The 22,464-nt window shown below is 70.6% G+C and carries 22 protein-coding genes; 4 read left to right on the forward strand and 18 right to left on the reverse strand.

Features of this window, described 5'->3' with window-relative positions:
- Nucleotides 1–150: 150 nt before the first annotated feature.
- Entirely contained in the window at nucleotides 151–732 is a 582-nt protein-coding gene (locus FB457_RS34020) for a hypothetical protein (protein ID WP_145784523.1), read from the reverse strand.
- 302 nt (nucleotides 733–1,034) lie between these two features.
- Between FB457_RS34020 and FB457_RS34025 the strand changes: the two genes are divergently transcribed.
- On the forward strand, nucleotides 1,035–1,409 hold the full coding sequence (locus tag FB457_RS34025; protein ID WP_486589248.1) for a hypothetical protein: 375 nt from the start codon (nucleotides 1,035–1,037) through the stop codon (nucleotides 1,407–1,409).
- Nucleotides 1,409–2,047, forward strand: a complete 639-nt coding sequence (locus tag FB457_RS34030; protein WP_145784524.1) for a DUF6233 domain-containing protein — start codon at nucleotides 1,409–1,411, stop codon at nucleotides 2,045–2,047. The genes FB457_RS34025 and FB457_RS34030 overlap by 1 nt, the downstream gene beginning before the upstream one ends.
- Here FB457_RS34030 and FB457_RS34035 read toward each other — a convergent pair.
- Complete coding sequence (locus tag FB457_RS34035) at nucleotides 2,030–3,013, reverse strand: ATP-dependent DNA ligase (RefSeq protein ID WP_486589249.1); 984 nt, start codon at nucleotides 3,011–3,013, stop codon at nucleotides 2,030–2,032. The two genes, FB457_RS34030 and FB457_RS34035, sit on opposite strands and share 18 nt — an antisense overlap.
- 222 nt (nucleotides 3,014–3,235) lie before the next feature.
- A complete protein-coding gene (locus tag FB457_RS34040; protein ID WP_145784527.1) occupies nucleotides 3,236–4,060 on the reverse strand; it encodes a hypothetical protein in 825 nt (274 codons plus the stop codon).
- A gap of 455 nt (nucleotides 4,061–4,515) precedes the next feature.
- On the opposite strand from FB457_RS34040, the gene FB457_RS34045 reads away from it, so the two are divergent.
- Both FB457_RS34045 and FB457_RS34050 read left to right on the forward strand, forming a co-directional pair.
- Nucleotides 4,516–5,787, forward strand: a complete 1,272-nt coding sequence (locus FB457_RS34045) for a hypothetical protein (protein WP_145784529.1) — start codon at nucleotides 4,516–4,518, stop codon at nucleotides 5,785–5,787.
- Between the two features lie 33 nt (nucleotides 5,788–5,820).
- Complete coding sequence (locus FB457_RS34050; RefSeq protein ID WP_145784531.1) at nucleotides 5,821–6,792, forward strand: ParA family protein; 972 nt, start codon at nucleotides 5,821–5,823, stop codon at nucleotides 6,790–6,792.
- A gap of 244 nt (nucleotides 6,793–7,036) precedes the next feature.
- Here FB457_RS34050 and FB457_RS34055 read toward each other — a convergent pair whose 3' ends face one another.
- From FB457_RS34055 to FB457_RS34125, 15 genes are all read right to left on the reverse strand, one after another.
- Nucleotides 7,037–7,387, reverse strand: a complete 351-nt coding sequence (locus FB457_RS34055; RefSeq protein WP_145784533.1) for a hypothetical protein — start codon at nucleotides 7,385–7,387, stop codon at nucleotides 7,037–7,039.
- 70 nt (nucleotides 7,388–7,457) lie between these two features.
- Nucleotides 7,458–7,703, reverse strand: coding sequence for a hypothetical protein (locus FB457_RS34060; protein ID WP_145784535.1), 246 nt, complete (start codon nucleotides 7,701–7,703; stop codon nucleotides 7,458–7,460).
- On the reverse strand, nucleotides 7,700–8,374 hold the full coding sequence (locus tag FB457_RS34065; RefSeq protein WP_186462098.1) for a GGDEF domain-containing protein: 675 nt from the start codon (nucleotides 8,372–8,374) through the stop codon (nucleotides 7,700–7,702). Before FB457_RS34065 ends, FB457_RS34060 begins: the two co-directional genes overlap by 4 nt.
- Before the next feature lie 182 nt (nucleotides 8,375–8,556).
- A complete protein-coding gene (locus FB457_RS34070) occupies nucleotides 8,557–9,390 on the reverse strand; it encodes an ATP-binding protein (protein ID WP_145784539.1) in 834 nt (277 codons plus the stop codon).
- A gap of 304 nt (nucleotides 9,391–9,694) precedes the next feature.
- Nucleotides 9,695–10,189 (reverse strand): hypothetical protein, encoded by a 495-nt coding sequence (locus FB457_RS34075; RefSeq protein ID WP_145784541.1) that lies wholly within the window; start codon nucleotides 10,187–10,189, stop codon nucleotides 9,695–9,697.
- Nucleotides 10,190–10,500: 311 nt separating this feature from the next.
- Nucleotides 10,501–11,754: a hypothetical protein gene (locus tag FB457_RS34080; RefSeq protein WP_145784543.1), complete on the reverse strand. Its 1,254-nt coding sequence runs from the start codon at nucleotides 11,752–11,754 to the stop codon at nucleotides 10,501–10,503.
- A complete protein-coding gene (locus FB457_RS34085; RefSeq protein ID WP_486589250.1) occupies nucleotides 11,751–12,530 on the reverse strand; it encodes an HIT family protein in 780 nt (259 codons plus the stop codon). Before FB457_RS34085 ends, FB457_RS34080 begins: the two co-directional genes overlap by 4 nt.
- A 716-nt stretch (nucleotides 12,531–13,246) precedes the next feature.
- Nucleotides 13,247–15,583: a hypothetical protein gene (locus FB457_RS34090; protein WP_145784545.1), complete on the reverse strand. Its 2,337-nt coding sequence runs from the start codon at nucleotides 15,581–15,583 to the stop codon at nucleotides 13,247–13,249.
- 93 nt (nucleotides 15,584–15,676) lie between these two features.
- Nucleotides 15,677–16,057, reverse strand: coding sequence for a hypothetical protein (locus tag FB457_RS34095; RefSeq protein WP_145784547.1), 381 nt, complete (start codon nucleotides 16,055–16,057; stop codon nucleotides 15,677–15,679).
- Nucleotides 16,058–16,076: 19 nt separating this feature from the next.
- Nucleotides 16,077–17,963 carry a hypothetical protein gene (locus FB457_RS36630; RefSeq protein ID WP_486589251.1) on the reverse strand — a complete coding sequence of 629 codons (1,887 nt, stop codon included), beginning with the start codon at nucleotides 17,961–17,963 and terminating at the stop codon, nucleotides 16,077–16,079.
- Between the two features lie 128 nt (nucleotides 17,964–18,091).
- Nucleotides 18,092–18,709, reverse strand: coding sequence for a hypothetical protein (locus FB457_RS34105; protein ID WP_486589252.1), 618 nt, complete (start codon nucleotides 18,707–18,709; stop codon nucleotides 18,092–18,094).
- Nucleotide 18,710: 1 nt separating this feature from the next.
- A complete protein-coding gene (locus FB457_RS34110; RefSeq protein WP_486589253.1) occupies nucleotides 18,711–19,238 on the reverse strand; it encodes a DUF6197 family protein in 528 nt (175 codons plus the stop codon).
- A gap of 258 nt (nucleotides 19,239–19,496) precedes the next feature.
- On the reverse strand, nucleotides 19,497–21,659 hold the full coding sequence (locus tag FB457_RS34115; RefSeq protein WP_145784549.1) for a DUF2637 domain-containing protein: 2,163 nt from the start codon (nucleotides 21,657–21,659) through the stop codon (nucleotides 19,497–19,499).
- Between the two features lie 70 nt (nucleotides 21,660–21,729).
- Entirely contained in the window at nucleotides 21,730–22,041 is a 312-nt protein-coding gene (locus FB457_RS34120) for a hypothetical protein (protein ID WP_145784551.1), read from the reverse strand.
- Nucleotides 22,038–22,328, reverse strand: a complete 291-nt coding sequence (locus tag FB457_RS34125; protein ID WP_145784606.1) for a WhiB family transcriptional regulator — start codon at nucleotides 22,326–22,328, stop codon at nucleotides 22,038–22,040. Before FB457_RS34125 ends, FB457_RS34120 begins: the two co-directional genes overlap by 4 nt.
- Nucleotides 22,329–22,464 lie beyond the last annotated feature (136 nt).

Raw genomic sequence — 22,464 nt, forward strand, 5'->3', positions numbered from 1 at the left:
CGAGGACGACGACGGTGATGAGTATGCGGTGCGTCCGGTTCATGCGTATCGCAGGAGCCCTGTCCACGCGCCGTTCCCTCTCCGCTGGCGATCACGGGTGCCACAGTCTTTCACTTCGGTCGCAGTTCGTCGCAGCAGTCGCACAAGCGATCAGCCCTCGGGCTGCCCAGGCGGCGAAACGGCACTGCGCCGGGCGGGGTTGGCCGCGCCGCAGATGGCGTCGGGGTGGATGCGCTGGCGCCGGTCGCACGGCACTGGCGCCTGCGGGGAGGGCAGCTCGGCGAGCACCTCGAACAGGTCGTCCTCGTACAGGATGCGGACCTTCCGGTAGCCGCCGCAGGCGCACGGGGCGATCAGCAAGACCGCGTCGCCGGGCCGCGGGCCCTCGTCGTCGATGCGCTGGTGGTGCAGCCACCAGCTTCCGCCGTTGCTCGCGGTGCCCAGCCAGGCCACGGCGCAGGCCTCGCCGTACTCGGTCGCGGCGTAGCCCTGCCAGGCGGCTTGCGTCATGAAGGGCCGGGCGGTTTCGAAGACCCAGTCCATGGCCAGGCGAGCCTGGGCTGCGGCGACTTGCTCGGACTCCTGGCGCCGGATGCGGGCCCGCTCGTTGAGGTCCACCGTCTGGGCCATCTGGATCAGGGAGCCGATCGGCGGTACGGGCTCTTGGCGAGCCTCGTGCGCGGCTCGACGAGCACGCAGGCTGCGGCCGGCGGTGATCGGGGTGAAGGGCATGATGCGCCTCCTTCCTTGAGGGCCGTCTGGTTCGAGGCGAGGGTGGGGTGTGGGGTTCGTGCGGCTCTGCCGCGGGCGCCGTCGATGGGCGGCAGGGGCAGCACAGCAGAGCGGGGTAACCGGATTCGTCACCACGGGCGGCAATCGAGATCACGGCCTGGCATCAGGTGATGGCGGTAACCCTGGTGGTGAGGTCACGAGCCGGGTGCTGTGCGGTTGGGGCGCCCGCGCTGGACAGGGCCGCTCCGATGGTTACCGCGCGCCTCCCCTCACCTGTGCTCGCACAGACGTACGATAGGCGTGTGGTGACCACAACCTTCCCCGGCGAACTGCTGGACCTGCAGCGTGAGCTGCACAAGACCCGCACCGAGTACGACGCCCTGTGCGCGACGCTCCCGTCGAGCGTCGTCCCGCTCGACGGCTGGACCATCAAGAGCGGCACCGCCGCCGAGGACACGGTTCGGCGTCCCCCCTCCCCCGGCTACACCGACGAGCAGCTCCGGCAGGAGCGCGATCTCTTCGCCCGTCTGCGCGAGCTGTCGATCCAGATCGTCGTGCATCCGTTCTGGGCCACTCTTCAAGGGCCGGAAAGAGTCGCAGCCCGAACAGAGCTCAAGCACACCGGGGATCACACCGACGACCATGCGGGTGCCGACACCGCCGACGCGCCAGAGTGATGGACCGCGCCGGCGACTTCGGCGAGGCGGGGCTCGACGAGAACGGGGCTCAGGAGGAACCGGTCACCGCGCCGATATGGATCCGGCTGCCGGACGATCAGCAGATCCTCGGCCGGCTGAGCGACCGCTTCCAGTCCGACAGCGGTGCCTGGTACTACCAGGTGTCCGTGAGTCTGTGGTCAATCGTCCACGATTCCCGAAGCGCCAAGGTCCACTCCGAGCCGTACGACGTGTCCTTCGCGGTGCCGGCGACCCACGTCCGCCCGGTCGACGGCACCGACTACAGCCCCATCCCTGTGCGCCGCAGCCGAGCCGCCCTCGTACGCGCCCGCACCGGCCGCTCCCCCACCCGCACCCCGGCCCCCGCGGCCGCGCCTGAACCAGAAGAAGAGGCAGGGGACTGGCCGCCGGTCCGTGGCGACGACACGGACCGCTGGTACGTCCACACGCCGCTCTTCGCTGCCGACGCTCCCCCGCCATCGCCCACCGAGGTGCACCACATCCGATGCTGGGTCGGCACCGAGTCCCGCGCCTTGACCACCGCCGAGGCGCTCCAGGCCCTCGCCCAGCCGGGCGCAACCGCGTGCACGGTGTGCGGTGCCGACCAACTGCATGCGCTGTCAGGCGAGGAAGGGTGACACCTGCCCCGGGGACAGGTCATCGCGTGGTCGCAGGACACGGACCGCATGGCGGTAGCGGCCGGCGTCGACGGCCGTGTCCGCGAGGATCTCGACCACGAGATCGGGCCGTACGGGCGTGAACTCCAACGTGCCGCGCGCGCCCCAGCCGCTGCTGAAGCGAACGCCGCGCCACGGGTGATCCGGGTCGGCGGGGGACAAGTGCTCGACGACCGCGCGGCGGGTGGAAGACGTCAGCGGCGTGCTGCGCGCCACGAGCCGTAGCTTCCCACCGGTGTCGTACCGGCCGAGGAGCAGCGTGCTCGGTGCCGACGGCGAGCCGGTCACGCCACCCACGATGGCTTCTGCGGTGACCCGCGTACGAACCTTGATCCACGCCCGGCGGCCGGGCAGATACGGCTGTGCGAGCCCCTTGCAGACGACACCCTCGATACCGACCTGCCCCCAGGCGGGGTCCAGCCAGCCCTGCGCCGCCGCCCGGTCTCCGGTAGCCGGGCACAGCATGAACGGCGGCCGGAGCAGCCCGTCGCCGACCCGGTCCACCAGGAGCGCGCGGCGCTCCCGGTAGGGGCGATCCAGCAGCTCGGTCCCGGACGCTTCAAGCACGTCGAAGACGATCAGGTACGCGGGCTGGGCCGCGGCTGCTTGGACTGCCGTACGGCCACGGCGGCGGGCCCTCCGCTGCAGCGCGCTGAAGTCCAGCCGGCCACCCTCGGCAGGCACGACGAGCTCACCGTCCAAGACCAAGTCCTCCCCCACCGCGGCCGCGGCCGCAGCGATGTCCGGGAAAGCCGGCGCCAGGTCGGTCCCGTGGCGGGACTGGATGAACGCGCGGCCGGCGCGGCGGGCGAAGACGATGCTCCGGAAGCCATCGATCTTCTGCTCCATCGCCAGCCCGCCCGGCAGCGCCCCGTCGCCCGGCAACTCCGGCCGCGACTCGGCGAGCATCGGCAAGATCGACGGCATCAGCACGCACCACTTCTACGTCCTGGCGGACTCCCCCGGACCACGGCGCGCCGCACCGTCCGATCGTTCCGCAGAGCAAGGCGGCCCATCGAGGGCGTGTCGGTCCGCCAAGGACTTACCGAGCCGGGTCACGCTCGGGTGCCGCCGCAACTCAGTGCAACTCAGTCATCAGTGCCGAGGCCCGGCTTGCCAGCGCGGAAGTCGCCGCTGTCGGCCGACGGCTCACGGCTCGGGTTGACTCAAGCTCCGGCCTAGGTAGTCCTCGACGAGCTCGATAGCGGCTGCGAGGACCTGAGGAGCGCCAAGGGCGTCGGGGTCCTCGGTATCCGAGGCGGGGGCGGGGTGCTCTGCTGCTGCTTCGTGGAGCTCCTCGACGGCGAATCGCAGATGGGCCAGCACGGTGTGATCGTGGTCGCGGTCGCGGTCTGCGTCCTCCTTGGCGAGGAGTCGCTGCAGATCGTCCAGCCACTCCGAGTCCTCGTTCCCTGCGAGGTGGACTCGCGCCGCGAGCAGTTCACTGCTCCGGGCGTAGACATCGCCGACTCGCCTGGCGAGCCAGTCACGGGGTCGCGCCGCGACAGCCTCTTCCTGGGCAAGATGCTCGCTGAGGACCCTCGGGTTGCGCACAGCGTGGCGGCCGAGCTCGACGGCGACTCGCAGACGCTTCCGGCGCTTCTTCACTCCGTCCTTGGAGATGCCGAGTACCTTGCCGACCTCGACGGCCGGCAGGCCGTCAGCGTGGGCGTCGTTGTGCGTCGCCAGTTCTTCGGCGTCGAGCATCTGGCGCAGGTGGCGAATCAACCGGAGGCGGTCGAGTTCTTCCTCGCGGCGCACTGCGAGCGGCAGTGCACGTCGACGGCTCCGGGCGAAGAGCAGGGCGAGGAAGGCAGCGCCAGGCGCCTCGGGGTCGGGGAAGAGCTCCAGCCCGGAGTCGTCAGCAGCACGATGGCGTTTCCACATTCGGGTCAGGAGCGCAGGCAGGTCGATCGGCTCGGGTGGCTTGGGGAAGCCGCGCGGCATCCGCCTCACACTCCCTTCGGCACCCATAGAGGGGGGGGATAGTCTATCCCCCCCTCTATGTCGGTCGCGGAGGGCATCCAGCGGTGCCCATCCCGAAGCTCTCGGCAGGATCGGCCGGTGGGCATGAACCGGTGCAGGTCAGCGGCATGCACGGGAGAGCCGGTCGGTAGTCGCACCTCATGCAGAGCGGCGCGGCGCGGCCGTGAAGTGCGGGACTCCACCCCTTGCCGGGTTTCATAAATGAAACGGGTAGCGCATGGTTCGCGCCGGCCCCAGAGCCGCGGTTACCCCCGGTGGAGGCAGGCAGCTCGTTTCAGAAATGAAACGCTCGTGGCGCGGCGGCCGACGATACCCCCATCAAGATCACGCGCTATGGTGCTCGTGCCTACGCACCCGCACAGGAGTGATCAATGCCGCGAAAAGGGTCTGGACGCCCGCCCTCCACATCCAAGTCCGGCTCCCCCGCTAAGAGGGGACTGGGGGTGTCTGGGAACTTCACCGTCGCCGAGGGGCAGCGCTTCAAAGCCGACCTGGACACCGTCGCCTACAACCCCCGGAACCTGCGCGAGGAGTGGGAGTTCAGCGACGACTCCTCCGAGTGGACCGACTTCCAGAACAACCTGGAGAAGGTAGGCGGAGTACAGGACCCGGCCGTCTGCTCGGTCGCCAAGTACGTAGCCAAGTACCCCGCCTACCGAGATCACTTCGAGGACCATGTGGCGTGGGTACTGCTCGCTGGCGAGCGGCGTGTACGTGCTGCTCACGCACGCGGAGACTCTGAGATCCCAGCGGTGCTGCGGAACGACCTCCTGGAGAAGGGGGATCTGGCACTGCTGAGCGAGAACAACTACCGCAAGAACTTCGACCCCATCCAGGAGGGCATCCTCTTCAAGCGGATGGCCGTAGAGGACGGCTATACGTACGCCCAGATCGCTGACGAGCTGGGTGCCACCGGCGGGCGCGGCAAGGTCAAGAACTCGGACATCTCGAAGCGTGTCCGGCTCGCTGAACTGCCCGACGGTGAGGTGAGACGAGCGATCCGCACTGGCGAGCTCAAGCCGAACCCGGCTTACCTGCTCGTGTCCAAGCTCAAGGAAATCGACAAGATCACCGAGGCGTACGGCCTGATGCAGTCCGAAGGGCTGTCGGCCGAGGCGGCAGTTGCGCGTCTCGCGCCACCGGCTGATCCTCCGGCTCGGCCGGGTGCCCCCGCCAAGCCGCTGCCGAACTCGGCGGCGCCGACCGGGCCGGGAGCCAGCGGCAAGGCGAAGCCGGAACTGCAAGGGGAGCAGCAGCGCAGTCTCCCGCGGCAGAGCGCCGGAGGGGATGCGGCCTCGCCCCTCGATCAACGACACCTCCTTCGCGTAGAAGCCTGCCGAAGGATCGTCGCCAATCGCACGTACAGCTCGCCGAGCGAGGTGACCCAGCGCCTTGCCGCCGCGGTCGTGCAGTCCTCCTCGGTCTCTGCCCGAGACCTGGCGGCTTCGCTGTTGGGGCTGGAAGCGGAGACTGGCGAGGGTGCGAGTGTCTTGCTGGCGCAGATCGCCGAGTCAGACGATGCTGTCTGGGTGATCCGCGCCGCCGATGTCATCGCTCTCGCCTCGGACGAGATCCACGTGCGGGCGCTTCAGGATTCCCGTGGCGTGCTGGACGTCCGTGCGCGCGCCCACTTGCAGATGCTTCAGGAGGTCGGCGGCTACATTCCGGCCGACGACGAAGCAATCAAGGCCGCGGCCCAGGCCGCAGCTAGCTGAGACCTCTACCGTCAGACCGTTCCGGGAGGCCCTGTGTCCGGCCCCAAGACCCCTCCGCACCTGAAACCGCGCAACCTGCCACCGCTGCGGCGTCGCTACAGCAACGGCCCGCTGGTGATCTGTATGTGCAACGAAGGCGGCGGCACCCGCAAGACCGTTGACGCGGTCAACACTTGTGTTTCCCTGGCACACGCGGGCTGGGTGGTCGGCGTGATGGACACCGACCAGACCATGGCGGCCTCCGCCTACCTTGGCTACGGCCTCGCCAACCGAAAGGCCGACCCGGAACGCACGGAGCGGGTCTACAGCCGTCTCGCGTCGATGACGAACACGTACGACCTTGTCTTCGGCAATGCGTCCTTGAAGGAGGCGCTCCTGCCGGCGCGCACCCGTATTGGCGAGGGCGACGACGACGACGCGTTCGCGACCATCCCGAACCTGTACCTCGTTCTCGGATCGCGGGAGATGGCCCAAGCGTCCGATGAGATCAAGAATCCTCGCAGCAAGGCCCACGACACGTGGCTACGCAGGGCCGTCGCGGAAGAGTCGGGGCTCGACGTCCTCGCGATCGACTGTCGGGGGACCTTCGACACCTTGGAGCAGAGCATCCTCGCCGGGTCCGACTACGCGATCGGTTGCGTTAAGCCGGACTCCAAGGATGACGACACACTGGAGAACCTGAAGGCGCTGATCGATCAGACACGGTCCAACTACGAGTTCGCCGGTGGTTCCGCAGAGCTCCGGTACGTCCTCCTCAACGGCACTCAGCCGGAGAATCGTGGCAAGTTCTACTCCGACCTTGTCGAGGAGGTGCAGGAGTATTACGGGGACATGGTTCTTCCGACGATCCCCGAGACTGTCCAGGTTGCGGAGAGTGTCCGCGCCCAGGAGCCGGTGCACTACTGGGCTCCCGGGCATCCTGCGGCGAAGAGCTTCGATCAGGTTGCCCAGGTCCTCGCCCAGGAGGCACTCCCTGACTTCTCCCTCAAGCGCTGGCGCAGGTAGCCACCAGGAAGGGGCGGCATGTCCGAGCAGCGCCGCCACTGCAACCAAGATCAAAGTCGTTTCATTTATGAAACTCCCTGACCGAAGGTCACGGAGGGGTAGCCGCAGATCCCGAAAACACGAAAGGCCCGTCCCCCGGTCACGGACCGGGGGACGGGCCTTCGTTGGGTGAGCCGCGGCAACGGGGCGAGGGAGCAGTCAACGACGCGGCCGGCGCCGGTCCTGGTCCCGGGTTGGGGTTGATTCATCGGCCGGGCCCCGCGTTGTGGCGGGCCCGCGGCTTCCGGATGGGGCGGACGCGGGCGGTGCGTCGTCGTGTGGCAGCGAGTCGGGCCTGCGCTCTGCCTTCCGCGGTGGTGCACTCCCAGCAGGGTTCTTCGCCCCGGGCGAGGTGGCAGCCGTGCCCTTCGACGGTGCCGCATGGGGCAGTGATGCCGTGTGCGGCGGCGAGAGCGTAGAGGGTGTCGGCGGCGATGCCGGTGCGGATGCGGATCGTGCAGGCGGCGTAGCCATCGCGCAGAAGGGTCAGCGCGACGTCTCCCACGAAGTCCAATGGGGGTGGCTGAGGGTTGGGGTCGCTATCGGGGGTCGCCATGATGGCCTTCCAGAGACTTGGACAGCCGGGCCCTCAGAAGGGCCCGGCTGCTGGGGGAGTGGAGGTGTGCTCAGGCGTGGTCGTCGCGGCGCTTCCGGCGGCTCTGGTGATTGGCGTCGGACACGAAGCGGACTTTGAGCTGGTCGTGGTTGGCCGCGTTCCAGGATTCGGCGCAGACCTTGTGTGCGGGCTCTCCGCGGTGGGAGCGCATAGGTGTGGGGTTGCCGCAGAGCACGCAGGGACGCTGGTGCGGCTCGCCGTAGCGGACCTCGAAGTGTGTGTTGTCGCGCCAGACAAGCAGTTCGACGACCCTCATCGCTTGAGCTGGGCGACGGGGAGGTGGGCGCCGGGCCGGCCAGGTCGGCGGCCACGAACACCGATGGTGTCGGCGTCTGCGGTGGAGCCGAGGTGGGGGACGGTGGCCTGGCGGCGTTTGACGCGGTACATCGCCGTATCGGCGGCGCGCATCAAGTCGCTGACGGGCCGGCCGGGCAGGTCGGCGGTGTGAGCCGCGCCGATCGCGGCGGTGAGCGGCAGCAGCTCGCCGGCGTACGGCACGGGCCGGTTCACGTAGTCGGCGAGGGCGGTGAGTTGCCTCGCGGCCTGGTGGTGGGGGAGGGGCACGACGGCGGCGAACTCGTCGCCGCCGAGGCGGGCCGCGATCCCGCCGTGGTCGGCCGCCCACGGGTGCAGTCGGTCAGCGATGGCGATGATGAGCTGGTCACCGGCTTCGTGTCCGTACGTGTCGTTGATCTGCTTGAAGTCGTTTGCGTCCGCCATCACCACCAGGAGTCCGTCGGGGTGACGGGCGTGCAGGGCGTGGCTGCGGTCGGTGAGGGTGTCGCGCAGCGGCAGGTCGGTGAGCGGGTCGCGGTGAGGTCGGCGCGCGATGTCGCGCTCGCGGCGAACCCGGATGTAGTCGGCGGCCAGGGCGAGTACCGCGGTGCACAGCAGCGCGCGGGGCGTACGGGGCTGACGTAAGAGCATGGGGGCGGGCATGATGGAGTCTCCGATCTCGCCTCTTCACGGGGCGAGGTTCAGGGGAGGCGCACCCGGAGCTGTCCAGGCAGGGGTGCGCCTCTCGGGGTTCAGGGGTCTGCCGGTTCGTATGGGCTGTCCGGCTCTCCTCACCACCCGCCCTCGGTAGGGCGGGTGGATCGGGCAGCGCGTCAGTCCGCGGAGGCTGTGGTGTCGCACGTGATGCAGACGGCTTCGTCGGGGATCTTGCCGGTGTACGCGTCGAGGAGGTCCAGGGCGTCGTGGACGGTGGCCCAGAGTGTGGCTCCGCAGTCCTCGCAGCGCTGGTCGTCGATGCGGGCCTGCCATCCGTGGTCGTACGGGTCTCCGTCGCTGTGCCAGCGAATTGCCAGCTCGTGGCCGGCGATGGCGAAGTGTCCGCGGATGGTGTGGGGGGCGTCCGGGTCGGGGTTGCGGGTGAAGACGTCAGCCAGTTCTCCGAAGGCGTGCCGGACTCCGGCGTAGGGATCGCAGTTGTGCGCGGCGCGGTGCAGCAGGGAGTGGAGCAGGTCCAGTTCGGCGGCGTCGTGTACTTCGGCGAAGCCTTCGCTGAGTAGTTGGCTCGTGGTGGGGATGCCGAGGTGCTGGCGGATGACCGCCCAGGCCGGGACCGCGCGGTTGGCCGGGCGCTGCTGTTGTCGGGCGAGGCAGGTGGCCAGTGAGGTGCGGACGATGATGGCTACGGGAGGAAGCCCGTGGCGTCGGGCGCGGTCGACCAGGTCGGTTCGCCTGTCGGTTTCGGTGTTGGTGGAGTCGATGACGGTCGGCAGGCGGCGGATGAGGCGGCCTTCCAGTACGGCGTCGAACACGGCCATCGCGTCTGGGGTGGCGCTCTGGTCGCCGCCGTCGTCGGAGACTCGTTCGCGGCAGTCGTCTCGTGACAGCCGCCAGGTCTGGGGGAACGCGGCGGCGATGGAGGATTTGCCTCCTCCGGCGGCGCCGACGAGGACGTAGAGCGCGGGGGAGGGGAGCGGGTGGGGGGGCAGGGGTCAGGGTGCTGGGTGAGGTCATGGCATTTCCTCGTCCTGGGGGTGCTCGGGGCGGGGCCAGTACCGCTGGCCGTGGTCAGGGCGGCGGAGGGAGGGGCGTTGGCTGGCTGATCAGCCGCCGGCAGCGGCTCGTAGATCACAGCGCTGAGTTCTTGGCCGCAGTTCGCCGCGCGGCTCGAAGCGCGGGCGTGGGCAGGGTCGTTGACGCCCGCGGGCTTGATCTGGAGTCGGCATGGCGCCCCGGTGCTCGGCTTCGGCTGAGCGCCAGGGGCGCGGTGTTGGGGAGTTCGGTCAGTCGTTTTCACTTGGTGTCTTCTCCTTCCTCGGGGCGGCTGTCGCGGAGCAGCGCATCGACGGCGGCGGCGAGTGTGCCGCGCGCGGCGGCTTCGTCTGCGGTGGCGAGGCGGCGCAGCAGGGCCCGCACCGTCACCGTTGGGTCGATGCGGACGGCTTCGACCATCGGTTGCTTGAGGTGGCGGTAGCCGGCGTTCCAGCCCGCGTGATACCGGCAGGCCGGAAGGTCTGCTTCGATCCGCTCACCGCAGGCCGGGCAGTCCTCCATCGAGGCGTCAGGATCCACCGGGGCGATCTCCGGCAGCCGCCCAGGGGGCGTCGGCGGCAGGTCCAACGCAGCGTCCGGCCGCCCAGCGCCGAACAGACGCAGCGGCCAGTCATCGGGCATCTGACGCAGGTGCACCGCCAGGGCCGCGGCCAGGGCAGGGTGGTGGCGCATGAGCTCGGCCCACACGCGGGCCGCGTCTCGTGTCGGGTTGGTGCTTGTGGTGTTCTCGGACATGGCTACGCCTCCACGGATTCGGCGGGAAGGGCACTGGTCCGCGACTGCGGGTACTGGTTCCAGGTGCAGCCGTACAGCCCCCCTGCCGGCGGCGCCTTTGCCGACGCGCACGGCGATCGTGTCGGCGTCGAGCATTACGGTCCGGCTGGTGCGGTCTCGACCGGACCTCCGAAGACTCCGCATGGTCTGCGCCTCGTGCTGCAACGCCTCGTCGAGGCATTCGGCGCGTACAGGGCGGCCGCGGCAGGTCTGCAGCCACAGCTTGAGGTCGGTGCCGCGGCAAGCCGCCCGGCCGTGCCAAGGGGCCGTGGTCACGGCTCCTCGTCATCGGTCGGGCGGGTCCACCGCTGGCCCTTGGCGGTCTCGTGCACCATGTGCGGACCTCGTACGACGCACCGCTCGATCGGCGCGCTGCCGAGCGGCAGCCGGCCCGCGGGGCACTCGGGCGCGGCTGACTCCTCGATCCGGGCCGCGTACTCCTCGATCCGGGCGACGGCGCGCAGTACGCCCTCGGCGGTGCGCTGCCCGGCGTCCTCGTACACGTCGGCGTGAATCTGGCGGACGTACTCGGCGAGCGCGCGGGCGTGGCTGGCGGGGTGCACGGTGACGGCCTCAGCGGGCGCCGTCGGCCGCTCGTCGGAGGTCGCGACGCGGAATGTGGTGATCTGCTCCACGAGCCGGTACTGCGCGCTGTCGGGGTCGACTCGGGAGTCGAGTTCGGTGTCGAGGAACGCCTCCGCTTCCGCTCGGGTCGGGCGCGGGTACGTCGCGCGGAACCAGTTGGTCCCGGCGGTGCGGGTCTCGGGCAGCCACTCGGTGCGCGGCGGGTGTGCCTCACGCCAGTGCCCGGTGGAGTTCTCCTGCACCTGCATGGTCACCGCGCTTCCCTCAGCCGGGCCGGGGAGGTTCGTTCGGCTGGCGTGCGGCGGATGATCCGGACAGGGAAGGCCCGTTGCCCGAGCCCGTCCGCAACGCCCATGCGCGCCGCCCGCCGCGGTGAAGGTCCTGAAGTCTCCGCCGTCGGCTCGGTGCTCGCGCAGCAGCAGCCCGAGGTCCCAGCCCTGGCGGGTGAGCCGATAGCGGGCGTACGCCATCAGCCGCTCCTCATCCTCGGCGGCCAGGGGTGCTGCGGGGTGTGGGCTGTCGGGCACCGGCCGGCCGAAGGGGGTGAGGTAGACGCCAGCGTCGGGGTCGGCCGACGGCATCTTCACGGCGACCAAGCCTTGCTCGACCATGTCTGCCAGCGCGTCGGCGTGACAATACCCGTACATCGTGGTTCCGTTGCCGTCGTCGTCGAGGACACGGAGTCCGAAGGCGTCGGCGGCGTCCGGCCCGTTGGGGATGATCCGGTGGTGGGAGCGGGCCCAGTAGAGCCCCGACCAGTTCCTTCGGGACAGGGTGAGCCTGTCCCAGGTGACGGCGCCGCCGGCGAGGGTGTTGAAGTCCTCCAGCATGGACAGCACCAGCCAGTGGTCGGTCCCCCAGCGGTCCATGGGGACGGCGGTGCGGTCGTGGCGCGCCCGCCACTGCGGTGAGGACGAGGTGGTGGTCACCGGGTGGGTCATGCGGGCTCTCCTGGTGTGATGCGGGGGTCGGCGGGGCGGGGGTTCTCGTCAGCGGCGGTGTGCCGCACGAGGTGTCCGTGCAGGTGTGGCGGCGCCGCGTTCGACGGACAGGCGGTGTGGTAGGTCCACGGACCGTCGAGGCGGCCAGCGAGCTCCGCGGCGCGCAGTTGCACGGCGGCGGAGACGACGGGGTCGGTTGCGAGGTCGGCGACGTGGCCGCGGGGGAGGATCAGCACGTGGCCGCCGGTGCACACGCTGGTGCGGGGCGCGATCGCGAGAGCGTCGCCCCATCGGTGGATGACCTCGGCATGGACCTCGTCGCGGAGGATGCGGCAGATCCGGCAGTCGTCGCGCGGGTGTTTGCGGGGGACCGGCGGCCGGTTGATGTGGCGGTGGGTGACCTGGACACGGGCGCCGGCCCGCTCCAGCTCGCGGCCGACCGCTTCCGCAATGGCGGGTGCGCGGTGCTTCCCATACCAGCAGGACACCAGGAGCTGCACCGGTCGGTCGGGGGAAGCGGCACGTAGCGCGAGGAGTTCGTGTGTGGCGTCGGTGATGATGCGTACGGCGCTGGGGGTGCCCAGGACGTAGTGGCGTACGGCCGGGTCCCGTCCGGTCTGGTGCACGAGGTCGTCGCCGACGTCGGTGTCGTCGGGGGGGTTCAGGAGGCGGTCGGTGAGGTTGACGCTGAGGACGGCAGCGCGGCAGCGGGCCGGCGGCGGGTCCTGCCAGCGGGCCCCGAAGGAGTCGATGAACACGGCGGTCTGGAGGGACACGGGGGTGGCCTCCCGGCGTCGAGGTGGCGGACATTGTGACCGTTCGGCCCTACCGGAGAGGCGGGCTGGGCTCGGTGGCGTCCCTGGGGCCAGGGGAGCTGCGGGTTTGTACTGGTTCTGTCAGGCGGGCAGGCACTGGCTGGCTCATCTCCTGCGGCGGAGTCCGGCGGCAGGGTGTGTGAGAGCAGTTCCTTGATCCGCTGGATCTTCTCTTGGCGGCTGCCGTTGACAGTGGCCTTCCGTACTCTGGCTGGCTCTCGTCAGGGCGGGGGCCGCGGCGGCGGATGAGCAGGGCCGCGCACAGCGGCCGGGCGACGCCGGGGAAGATCCGGGTGTGGGTAGCGGGTAGTTGACTTCCGGGTCAGGTCGGTGATCCAGCCTTGGTCGGCTTCCATCTCCGTGGGCCGGGCGCCTGGTCCGGCGGGCACCGCACCGCCCTCACCCGGAAGGGACGGCGGGGCGGCAACGGTGCCCGCCGGTCAGCCCTGAGGGCGGCGGCAGGTGTAGTAGGAGATGCGGCCGCTGTAGGTGCTGCGTTCGACGCGCAGCCCACTTCCCGGCGAACGGGTCGTTCCTGTGCTGGGTGCGCTGAGTCGACGGAGGCCGAAGTGGCGGCGGAATGCCCGCGCCCCGCCGCGCCAAGGGTCGGCGGGGCGCCGTGCGCCGTGTGGCTCGCTCACGGCGAGCGGGAGAAGTGCACCGCTATGTGAAGGTGGTTACGCGGCCGGTTCGTCGCTGGCGGCTGGCGCCGGACCAAGGGCCACCTTCGAGGACTTCCCCTCTGCGATCCGGTGGATCTTCCCTGTGGCCTCCAGGGACTTCAGGTTGTTGGCGAAGGTCGACTCCTTCAGGCCGGTGGCCGCCAGGAGCTGGCTGCGGTCCACGTAGTCGATGTCCTGCGGGTCGACCTCTTCGCCCTCGGTCAGGGCGTCGACGTACAGGGGGTCAGACTCGTCGCGGAGCGCGTGCAGGATCTTCTCCGCGGCGGTGCGCTCCTTCGCCTTCGGGAGATCGAAGCCCGCGAAGCTGGTCCCCGCCTCCCCCGTCTCCGGGCCGTCCTCGTCGCCTTCGCCCTTCTCCTCGAAGCCGGGGATGGGGGTCCTGGCGCGCTCCTCCATCTCGGCTTCGTCGCCCCACCACGGGACGTCGAAGGGCGCCGCGATCTCGTCGGGCCGGATGTGCGGGGTGGCGTCCTCAAGGGTGGCGAAGCGCATCATGCCGGCGCGCCCGCCGGGGGCCGCGACGTAGCCCAGGCCGAAGGTGCGGCGGGGGTCGCCTTCCTCCACGCTCGGGTCGTAGATCAGCGAATCGTCCTCGTCGACCCACACCGCGGGGATCAGGGAGGGGTCCAGGCCCTCGAAGCCGTCGGGGAGGTCGCCCAGGTTCACCTGGTCGCTGTCGGTGCGGAGGATGACCCAGCTCCCGCCGGCCAGGAGGTTGGCGCGGATCGCTTGCTCCCCGCCGATCTGGTCCAGGTTGACGGTCTGGTTCGCCAGGACCCAGGGGAGACCCAGGGAGCGGCCCAGGCTGGCGCCGTCCTTGACCATCTTCACGGCTTCCTTGCGGGTGACGGCCCCGGGGCCCAGCATCTGGGCGGCCTCGTCCAGGATCGTGGCGCAGTACGGCCGCGACTTCGAGGGCTGGAAGTTCTTCAGCTCCAGGCGCGCGGCCTCCTCGACCCGGTGCTGGAGGACCCACCAGGACAGGCGCATGGCGCCCAGCGCGTCGTAGTTGCCCAGGCCGGAGTACGCGGCCATGCGCGGGATCGCCGGGTTGGACGCTCCCTTGGGGTCGGCGTAGATCTGCGCCATGCCGTTGGCGTGGTAGGCCAGCGAGATGATCTGGAGGCCGCCGCCCTTGCCGGAGCCGGTGGTCCCCGCCACGACGATGTGGAGGGCGCCCAGCTTCGGGTCGAAGAGCTGGAGGCGCGCGGGGTAGCCGGAGACGATCTTCCCGACGTTGACCCAGCCGCCCGGGGTCGCCTTCAGCGATTCCAGGCCCTCGAAGAGGTGGCCGGCCTCCAGCGGGTTGGAGTCCATCACGCGGACGATCGCCTGGCGGGGGTTGCGCTTGGGCTCGTAGGAGACGAGGTCGATGGAGCGGCGGAGCGCGCCGGCCAGCGCGCCCAGGTCCACGGTGCGCGGGAGCGCGTCCAGGTCGTCATCGGCCTCCACAAGGGCGGACTGGCCCTTGGTGTTGGGGTCGTGCTCCACCCTGGCCAGGTGAGTCTTGGGAAGGACGCGCATTTTCACGCGCTCCCAGGCGCCCTGGAGGGTGTTGGGGTCCAGCTCCGTGGGCTGGACGTAGGAGACGGTGATCAGCGCTTCACCGGCGTGGTCGCCGTGCCGGATGGTGATCCAGGCGGGGTTCACGCGGTACACGCTGGAGACGGCTTCCTTCGTGACGTTCACGGAGGCGCCGGCCGGGGCGATGATCCGCCCGGTCCAGTACGTCATGTACACCGTGACGTCGGTGAGGATCTGGTGGCGGTGCTGGCCCTTGTCGGGGTCGGAGATCGTCCGCTCCCAAGCGGCCATGATCTTCTCCGCCGGTGTGAGCGGGGCCGGCGCCCCGGTGTTCCCTCCCGTGGTCGGCGCCTGCTGCTGGACGGCCACCACCTGGTGTTTGCCGAAGACGCGGCGGAGCCGGTACCCGATCAGGCCGACTGCGGCCCACCAGCCCAGCGAGAGGATCCCGGGCACGGAGACGGGATCGAGGACGCCGCCCATCAGCATGGCGACGCCCTCTGTGCCTTCGGCCAGGCCGAGCGACAGGGACATTCCCGTGGTGATCGTGGAGATCCCGATGGTGTCGCGGTGCGCGCGGGCGATGTCGATGCCGGGGAGCGCGTTCGCCCAGCGGCCCAGGCGGTTCATGTAGTTGGCGCCGGCGAAGGTCGCGCCGGCCAGGAAGCCGGCGCCGGCCGCGGCCGCCGCGTTCGGGTCCAGCGCGGGGGCCAGGAGGCCGGCCCCGAGGGGGAGGACTACCTGGGCGATGGCCGCGGCGCGCTCCGCCGGCTGGGCGTTCGGCACGGTCCGAAGGGTCGTAGACATCGAGGGCACTCCTCCTGGGCGGTGCACAGAAAAGGGCGCCCGCACCGGAAGTCGGTCCCGGTACGGGCGCGCGCGGGGCGGGGTGGTGCTCGGTTACTCCTGCTCCAGCCAGTCGCGGCTGACGTTCTCCAGGTCGGTCACGTTCGAGCGGTCGAAGGCCTCCTGGAAGCCGGCGTGGGTGGTGCGGGCCTGGTCGCCGGCCGCGGCGGCCGCCTTCGACGTGTCCTGAGCCCTCGCCGCGTACTGGATCGCGCCCTGCGACACGCCCCGGATGACCTTCGCCAGCTCCTGGCATTCGGAGCGGGAGTCCGGGTCGACCGACTTCGCGGCCAGGGCCTCCGCATCGCTCCCGGTGTCGTCCGCCAACTCCGTGATGTTGTCCGCGGCCTTCTTCACGGACTCCGCATTCCGGGCCAGAGCCTTCTCCTTCGCCCCGACCTTCGCCACGAGGGCCTTGTACGTCAGTTCCGCCATGATCAGCTCCTGTCGGTCGTCACGCGGCGGGCGCGTACGAGCCCTTGTCGTTGTAGAAGCGCAACTCGGCCGGCTTCGTCTCGTCGGAGTCCACGACGGCCTTGTACAGCGGGGCGTACCGGGTGGCGATGTTGGTCCGCACGACCTTGCACATCTCCGCGGCGCGCTGCGCCTGCTTGTGGAGTTCGGCGGCCTCCGTCGCCTGGTTCTTCGCCGCGTCGACCAGCTTGGACAGCTTCTGCGCGACGTTCTCCCCGCCCTTGACGCTCCTGGCCTGCTCCATCAGCTTCTGGCAGTCCTCGGCTTCCTTCTCCGCGGCCCGCTGCAGTTGCTTGCACGCCTCTGCGATTTTGATCAGGTGGGTCTCCTTGGCCTCCAGCTTCCGCTCGTACTGCTTGAAGGTGCGCAGTTCCTTCCGGCTGACCGACCGGCGGGCGCCATCGGTGCCCAGGGTCAGGGCGTTGGCGTCGATCTCCTTCACCATCAGCGGCTTTACGTCGGTGCTCACTCCGTCGTCTCCCTCATCGGTCGTGATGACGACGGTCCGGCCGTCGCCCAGGGTCGCGGTGATCTGGGTCGCCTTCGCCTTGTACTCCGGCTTCGGCTGGCCGTCCTTCCCGGCCCGGTGCTTGCGGTGATCGTCGCGGGCCTTGTCCAGACGTACGTGTTCCCTCGCGTTCTCCGCCTTCTTGTCGTCCCATCCGTCCTTGGCGCCCTTCGCGTACGCCTTGACGTGGTCGACACCGTTCCGGATCACGCCTCCGTCACCGTGGCCGATATCCCGGGACTTCTCCAACGGGGTGCGGCGGTCGACTCCGTCCTGGCCGTGGCTGGCCTTCGGGCTCTTCCCGCCGGCGCCCGACCCGGAGGCGGACGAGCCAGCCCCACCGTCTTTGCCTGCCTTGCCCCCCTTGCCGGCCTTCTTTGCGCCGACGCCTCCGCTCCCGGAGCCGCCGCCCGACGAGCCGGAAGAGCCGGCCTCCCCGTCCTTGCCGGTCGCGCCCTGCTTGCCGGACGCACCGTCCTTCCCGGATCCGCCGGCCTTCCCGCTCCCGCCGGACGAGCCGACTCCGTTGTTCTTTGGCCCCTTACCGGAGCCGGAAGAGCCGGAGGAGCCGGAGTTCTTGCCTCCGCTCCCGGTCCCGCTGCTCTTGCCCATGCTGCTCTGGCCTCCGGCCCTGCTGGATCCGGAGGAGCCGGGCGCGCCCTTTCCTCCGCCTTTACCGGAACCGCTGTCCTTACCGCCGCTGCCCTGATGCTTTCCGCCGCCCTCGGGAGATCCGTTGCTTCCGGATCCCCCGCGACCGCCGCCGGTACCGCCACGGCCAGCGCCCCCGGAATTGTTCCCGGCGGAATTCGTGCGGCCGTTTCCCTGGGAATTACCGGAGGAGTTCCGGCCACCTCCGCCGCCGGTGGAGTTGTTCCTGGAAGGAAGTCCGCCCGACTTCATGACCGTCGTGGTCCGGGCCTCCTTCACCTGGTACGCCTGCGCTTGGGCCTTCCTCATTTCCAGGCGTTTGTTCGCGGTCCCGCCGCCCTTCGCCCAGCGCTGGGCCATGGCCAGACCGAACTCCTTGATCACGCTCCGCTTATACTTCATGCCGGCCCCGTCGGACCCCTTGCCGACGACGTCGTCGGCGGTGCGGTACGTGGCGCTGGAAGCCCCGGGCGCGGACCGGTCCAGGGCGCCGTCCGCGTCCACAGTGCCGTCCGTCTTGCCGACCGGATCGTCGCCAGCCGGCCGCGCGGCGGAGGGGCCTGTGGTGGGCCGGGCCGGCTCGATCGCGGCCAGCCAGCCGGGGGTGGACCCGGCCCCGGTCCCCGTCATCGGCCCACCGCTGGCGGCCGGCGTCGCGGGCGGATCCGGCGGCCCGGGGACCGCAGGAGACACCGTATCGGTCGCCATAGATTCCTCACTCTCCGTAGTTACCTACTCCTTACCGCCCGGCGGAAAGTGCCAGTTGAGCGAACCATGAGGTCCGGTTGCGGCACTCTCCGCCAGAACGGGAGGAAGTAAGTAAGCACTCTGCGTAACTATGCGGCCTTCCTGCCCTTGTTCGCGGCCACCGCGATCACCAGGCCCCCACCGGCAACAAGGCCCAGCAGAGCGGCGGAGTTGATCCCCTCGCCTCCGCCGTCGTCCTTCGCGGAGCCGGCCGCGGTCATGTCGGAGCCGTCCACGCCCGCGTCGTACTGCTGCTGGCAGTCCGCGATCACGTCGGACTTCGAGGGCGATCCGAGCCCTTCGCCGATCTGGTCGGAAGAGTCCTTCACGCACTGGTCCACGCTGGCCTGGCGGGCGGCGGCGGCAGCCTTGTCGGCCTCCTCGTCCTTCACCTTCGCCTCGTTCCGGATCCGCAACTCCTCAAGCTCAAGCTTCTTCATCTGGACCTCCAGGGCCGCGGCCTCCTTACGGTCGGCCTCCACACCGGCAGAGTGGACGTTCCACCAGATGGTTCCGCCGCCCACGATCGCGGCGCCCGCCGCCGCAATGGCGACCTTTCCGCGGCGCGTCAGGCCAGCCTTCTGGGTCTTCACGACCGGGGTTCCGTACGCGTTGACGTCCTCGTACGGATCGACGTCCCCGAAGGCCATCCCCTGGTTGATCCCCTGGGAAATATGCCGGAACGCTGCCTCCTCTTCGGGAGTCATTTTATTCTCCGTTCTTCCGTGCGATATCAGAGGCGTGGGAGATCATAGCCCGTACGCCTTCGAAGGTGTTATGAGAAAGGTCATTCCAGGCCCAGAAAGTCATGTCGACATCCTGCTGATGAAGGGCGGACTGAAGGTAATTGACGGCCTTGCCGCGGCCGATAGGTGAGACGTGTCCGGTGGATTCCAGAAACGTCTGGGCACCGCGAATGCACATCTTTCCCGTGGGGCTGAAGTCAAAGGACTGGCACCAGCCGTAGCGCTCCAGGACCTGGATGACCTGGACCAGGTGGAACGAGGGCTTCAAGGGCCGCGGCTCCACCCAAAGGCCCAGGTCAGCCATTCCGGCCCGGACCATCTTCGGGATCAGTCGCTGGCCCCAGGTCGGAGGGTCCGGCGCCCAGATCGCCAGCGCCGGCGGGATGACCTCCGGCGGCGCCAGGCGGGGGGAAGGCGAAGGGCCCTGCTGAAGCCGTTCAGGGGCCACCGCCTTCGGACGTGCCGGAGACGATGTGCTGGTCTCGGTCATGCGAAAAGACCTCCAGGTCTCGGGGGTTGGGAAGGGGAGAGAGTCCGTGTCCCCGAGGCGTTGCGCGGGTGGGGCGGTACTCGGTTCGCGCCTGGCCCGCTGTCCCCGCTCGGGGCTGGGTGCGGGCGAGCGGCCTGCCGTCCGTGGCCGTCACCGGCCCGCGCTCACGCTCGGGAGCGTGGGGCGCGGGCCAGGGGCGACCATGAGCGGCAGGAGGGCCGGGGGGGGGTGAGCGCGTCGCGCTCACCGGGCGCTCACCTACGCGCCCGGGGTGGCCTCTTCGACCTGAGCGCGCAGACGCTGCGCGGTCGGGCGGGAGACCGGCTCATCGGACAGGCCCGCGTTGGTGAGCGCGTCGCGGATCTCCGTCCACTGCGGGCGGCGCCCGAGCTCGGTGTAGAGCAGACGGATACGAGCGTGGCGGCGCTCGGTGAGCGCGTCGCTCTCGCTGCGCGTGAGCGCGCCCTCCGCTCGCTGAGCGTCCGTCCCCTCCGTGGCGCGCTCACTCTCGTGAGCGCCGGAGGTGAGCGCCGGGCGCTCACGCTCGCGGCGAACCCCTCCCGGGGTGAGCGCGCTCATGTCGGGGTGAGCGCGCTCGGTCTCCTCCATCCGTTCGACGGTGTGAGCGTCCTCGGGGGTGAGCGTGTCGGCGAGCGCGGCGGGCGCCGTGTCGAGCTTGAGCGCCATCCGCTGGTCCAGCGGAGCCTTCCACCGCCACCGCCAGCCGTACTCCTCCTTGAGCTGCGCTCGCAGGTACGTCTGCTCCTGGAGGCGGGTGAGCGCCTTCTCGTACGAGGTGATCTCCCACAGGATCATCCGGCGGCGCAGGCGGGCGGTGGGGATCGGGGCGAGGATCCAGCGCGAGCGGCGCACCGTCTCCATCCGCTTCTTGCCGGTGACCGCGCCGATCCGCGTGGCGTACACGTGGGAGGCGATCTCCGAGAAGACGACCCACAGCAGCGTGAGGGCGGCGTGACCGAGACGCCCCGCCATGCTGTCCGAGGCGTTCCAGTTGAGGTACACGGTCACCGCCGTCAGCGCCCGGGGCACCCAGCGGATCCACCGGAGCTCCATGCCCATGCGGATCAGGACCAGGTTGGCGCCGGTGAAGGCCGGGATGGCGACGTCGATGCCGACCGGCAGCAGCCACGGCCACTCCCAACCCCACCCCGTGGCCTTGGTCTCCAGCGCGGTGTAGGAGGAGAGCAGACCGAGGGTGGAGACGACCGCGGCCGCCAGGACGATCCCGGCGACCAGGACCAGCTCCTGCCCGGACAGCGACGGGACACCGCCGGCGGGCCGGGCGTCGTTGCGGGCCTTGCGCCGCGCGGCGCGGGACTCGGTCCGGATCTCCCGGCGCCTCGCCCGCTGCACGGTGCGCTCCGTCGCCGCCTGGAGGACCCGGGCCGCCTCGGCTCGGTCCTGCGCGGCGGCGGCCTGATCGGCCGTGGCTTTGGCCGCCGCCTCCCGGGCCGACGTCGCGTCCTTCTCCGCCTGCTCCCGCAGCCGGGCGACGTCCTTGTCCGTGGCGGCCCGCAGCTCCTCAGCAGAGGTGCGGGCATCGTCCAGGGCGCGGTCGGCGTCCTGGCGGAGGCCGGCGGCCAGCTTCTCCGCCCCGGCCCGCACCTGCGCGGCCTGGCCGGCCGCGCTCTCGCGCAGCCGGTCGGCCTCGTCACGCGCCCGCTCCAGGAGAGCTTCGGCGTCGGTGGTGGCCTGGGTGCGGGTCTCCGCCGCGGTGCGCTCCGCCGCCGCGAGCAGCTCGGTGCGCGCGGCCTCCGCGTCGGCGAGGACCTTGGCGGCGGCCTGCGCGGCCTCCGCCTGGACCTCGTCGGACCGCGCGGCCGCCGCGGTGGTGACTTCCTCCGCCTGGCGGCGGGCGTCGGCCAGGACCAGGTCGGCCTCCGCCCGTGCGTCGGCGAGCAACTGCTTGGCCTTCGCGTCGGCGTCGGCCAGGACCTGATCGGCGTCGGCGGCTGCGGTGGTCGCGGCCTCCTCGCGGACTCGGTCGGCTTCCTTCATCGCGTCAGCGATGATCTGCGCCCGCTCAGCGTTGACCGCCTCGGTGAACGAGGCGGCCTCCGCGCGGGCGCCGTCCAACAGTTCGGCGGCGCGCTCCTGGCCGTCGGCGACGATATGGGTCGCGTCGTCGGCGGCCAGGTCCCGGAGGTTGGCAGCGCGGTCGGCGGCATCGGCCAGGACCGGGTCGGCCTCCGGGTGCACCAGCGGCACGGCGGTCTCTTCGGGAGCGGCGGCCTGGGCGGGAATGGCGGACGGCGGCTTGGTCGCCTTGGCGCGCCCGGCCCCTTGGTGTTTCACCGGCGGGGCGGCATTCCGCCTGCGCCGGGTGGTGGTGTTGGCCACGGGGATGTCCTCTCTTTCCGGCGCCTCGTGCAAGAGGTCGCCGCGGGTCGGTAGGGTCATGACCAGGCCCTCCGAGGCCCCGGCAGCTCTGATGCCGAGGACTCGGAGGGCCGTCTGCGTGAGCAGGTGGTCAGGGACGGGCGGGCAGCGTGCTGTTGTCCGTCTTGAGGTGCTGGCGCAGCCAGGCGACGGCGGCCGGGGTCATCGCCCCGGTGTCGGGCTCGCTCGGCGGCGCGGTGCGGGCCGGCCAGTGCAGCCCGGCCCGCGGCCGGGTGGCGCGCAGCGCGGCCGCGACCGTGCGGCGCACCGTGCGCTGGCCGCGCGGTGTGTGGGCCCGGGAGACGCGGCGCGCGGGGTGTCGGCGGCCGATGGCGGCCAGGACCTCGAAGGAGTCGAAGTCGGCAGGGGTCCAGTCGGCGGGCAGCTCGCGGCGGAACTTCATGCCCCGGCCCCCGTCCCCGTCATGGCCTTCGCGGCCTGGCGGGCGGCGCGGCGCTTGATGCTGCGGCGCTCCTGCTCGGTCATGCCGCCCCAGACGCCGGCCTCCTGCCCGGACTCCAGCGCCCACTGCAGGCACTGCTCGATCACGGGGCAGCGGCGGCAGACGTCCTTGGCTTCCGCCTCCTGCAGCGTGGCCAGCGCGCCGGTGCCCGTCGGGAAGAACAGTTCGGGGTCTTCCTCACGTTCTCCGAACTTAGAAGTCGCGCACGCTCCGAGCTCTCCAAGCATGGAAAGAGTGCTGGTCACGGAAGCTCCTCTCATGGAAGCGGCTCCGCCAGCGCGCTGGCGGAGCCGTGGTTGATAAGGCCCGGCCCGTTGGCGAGGTGGGGCCTGGGCCGGTGGCTTGATCGGTCTGCGAGTCTTG

It is taken from the genome of Streptomyces sp. CNZ287 (assembly GCF_007827615.1).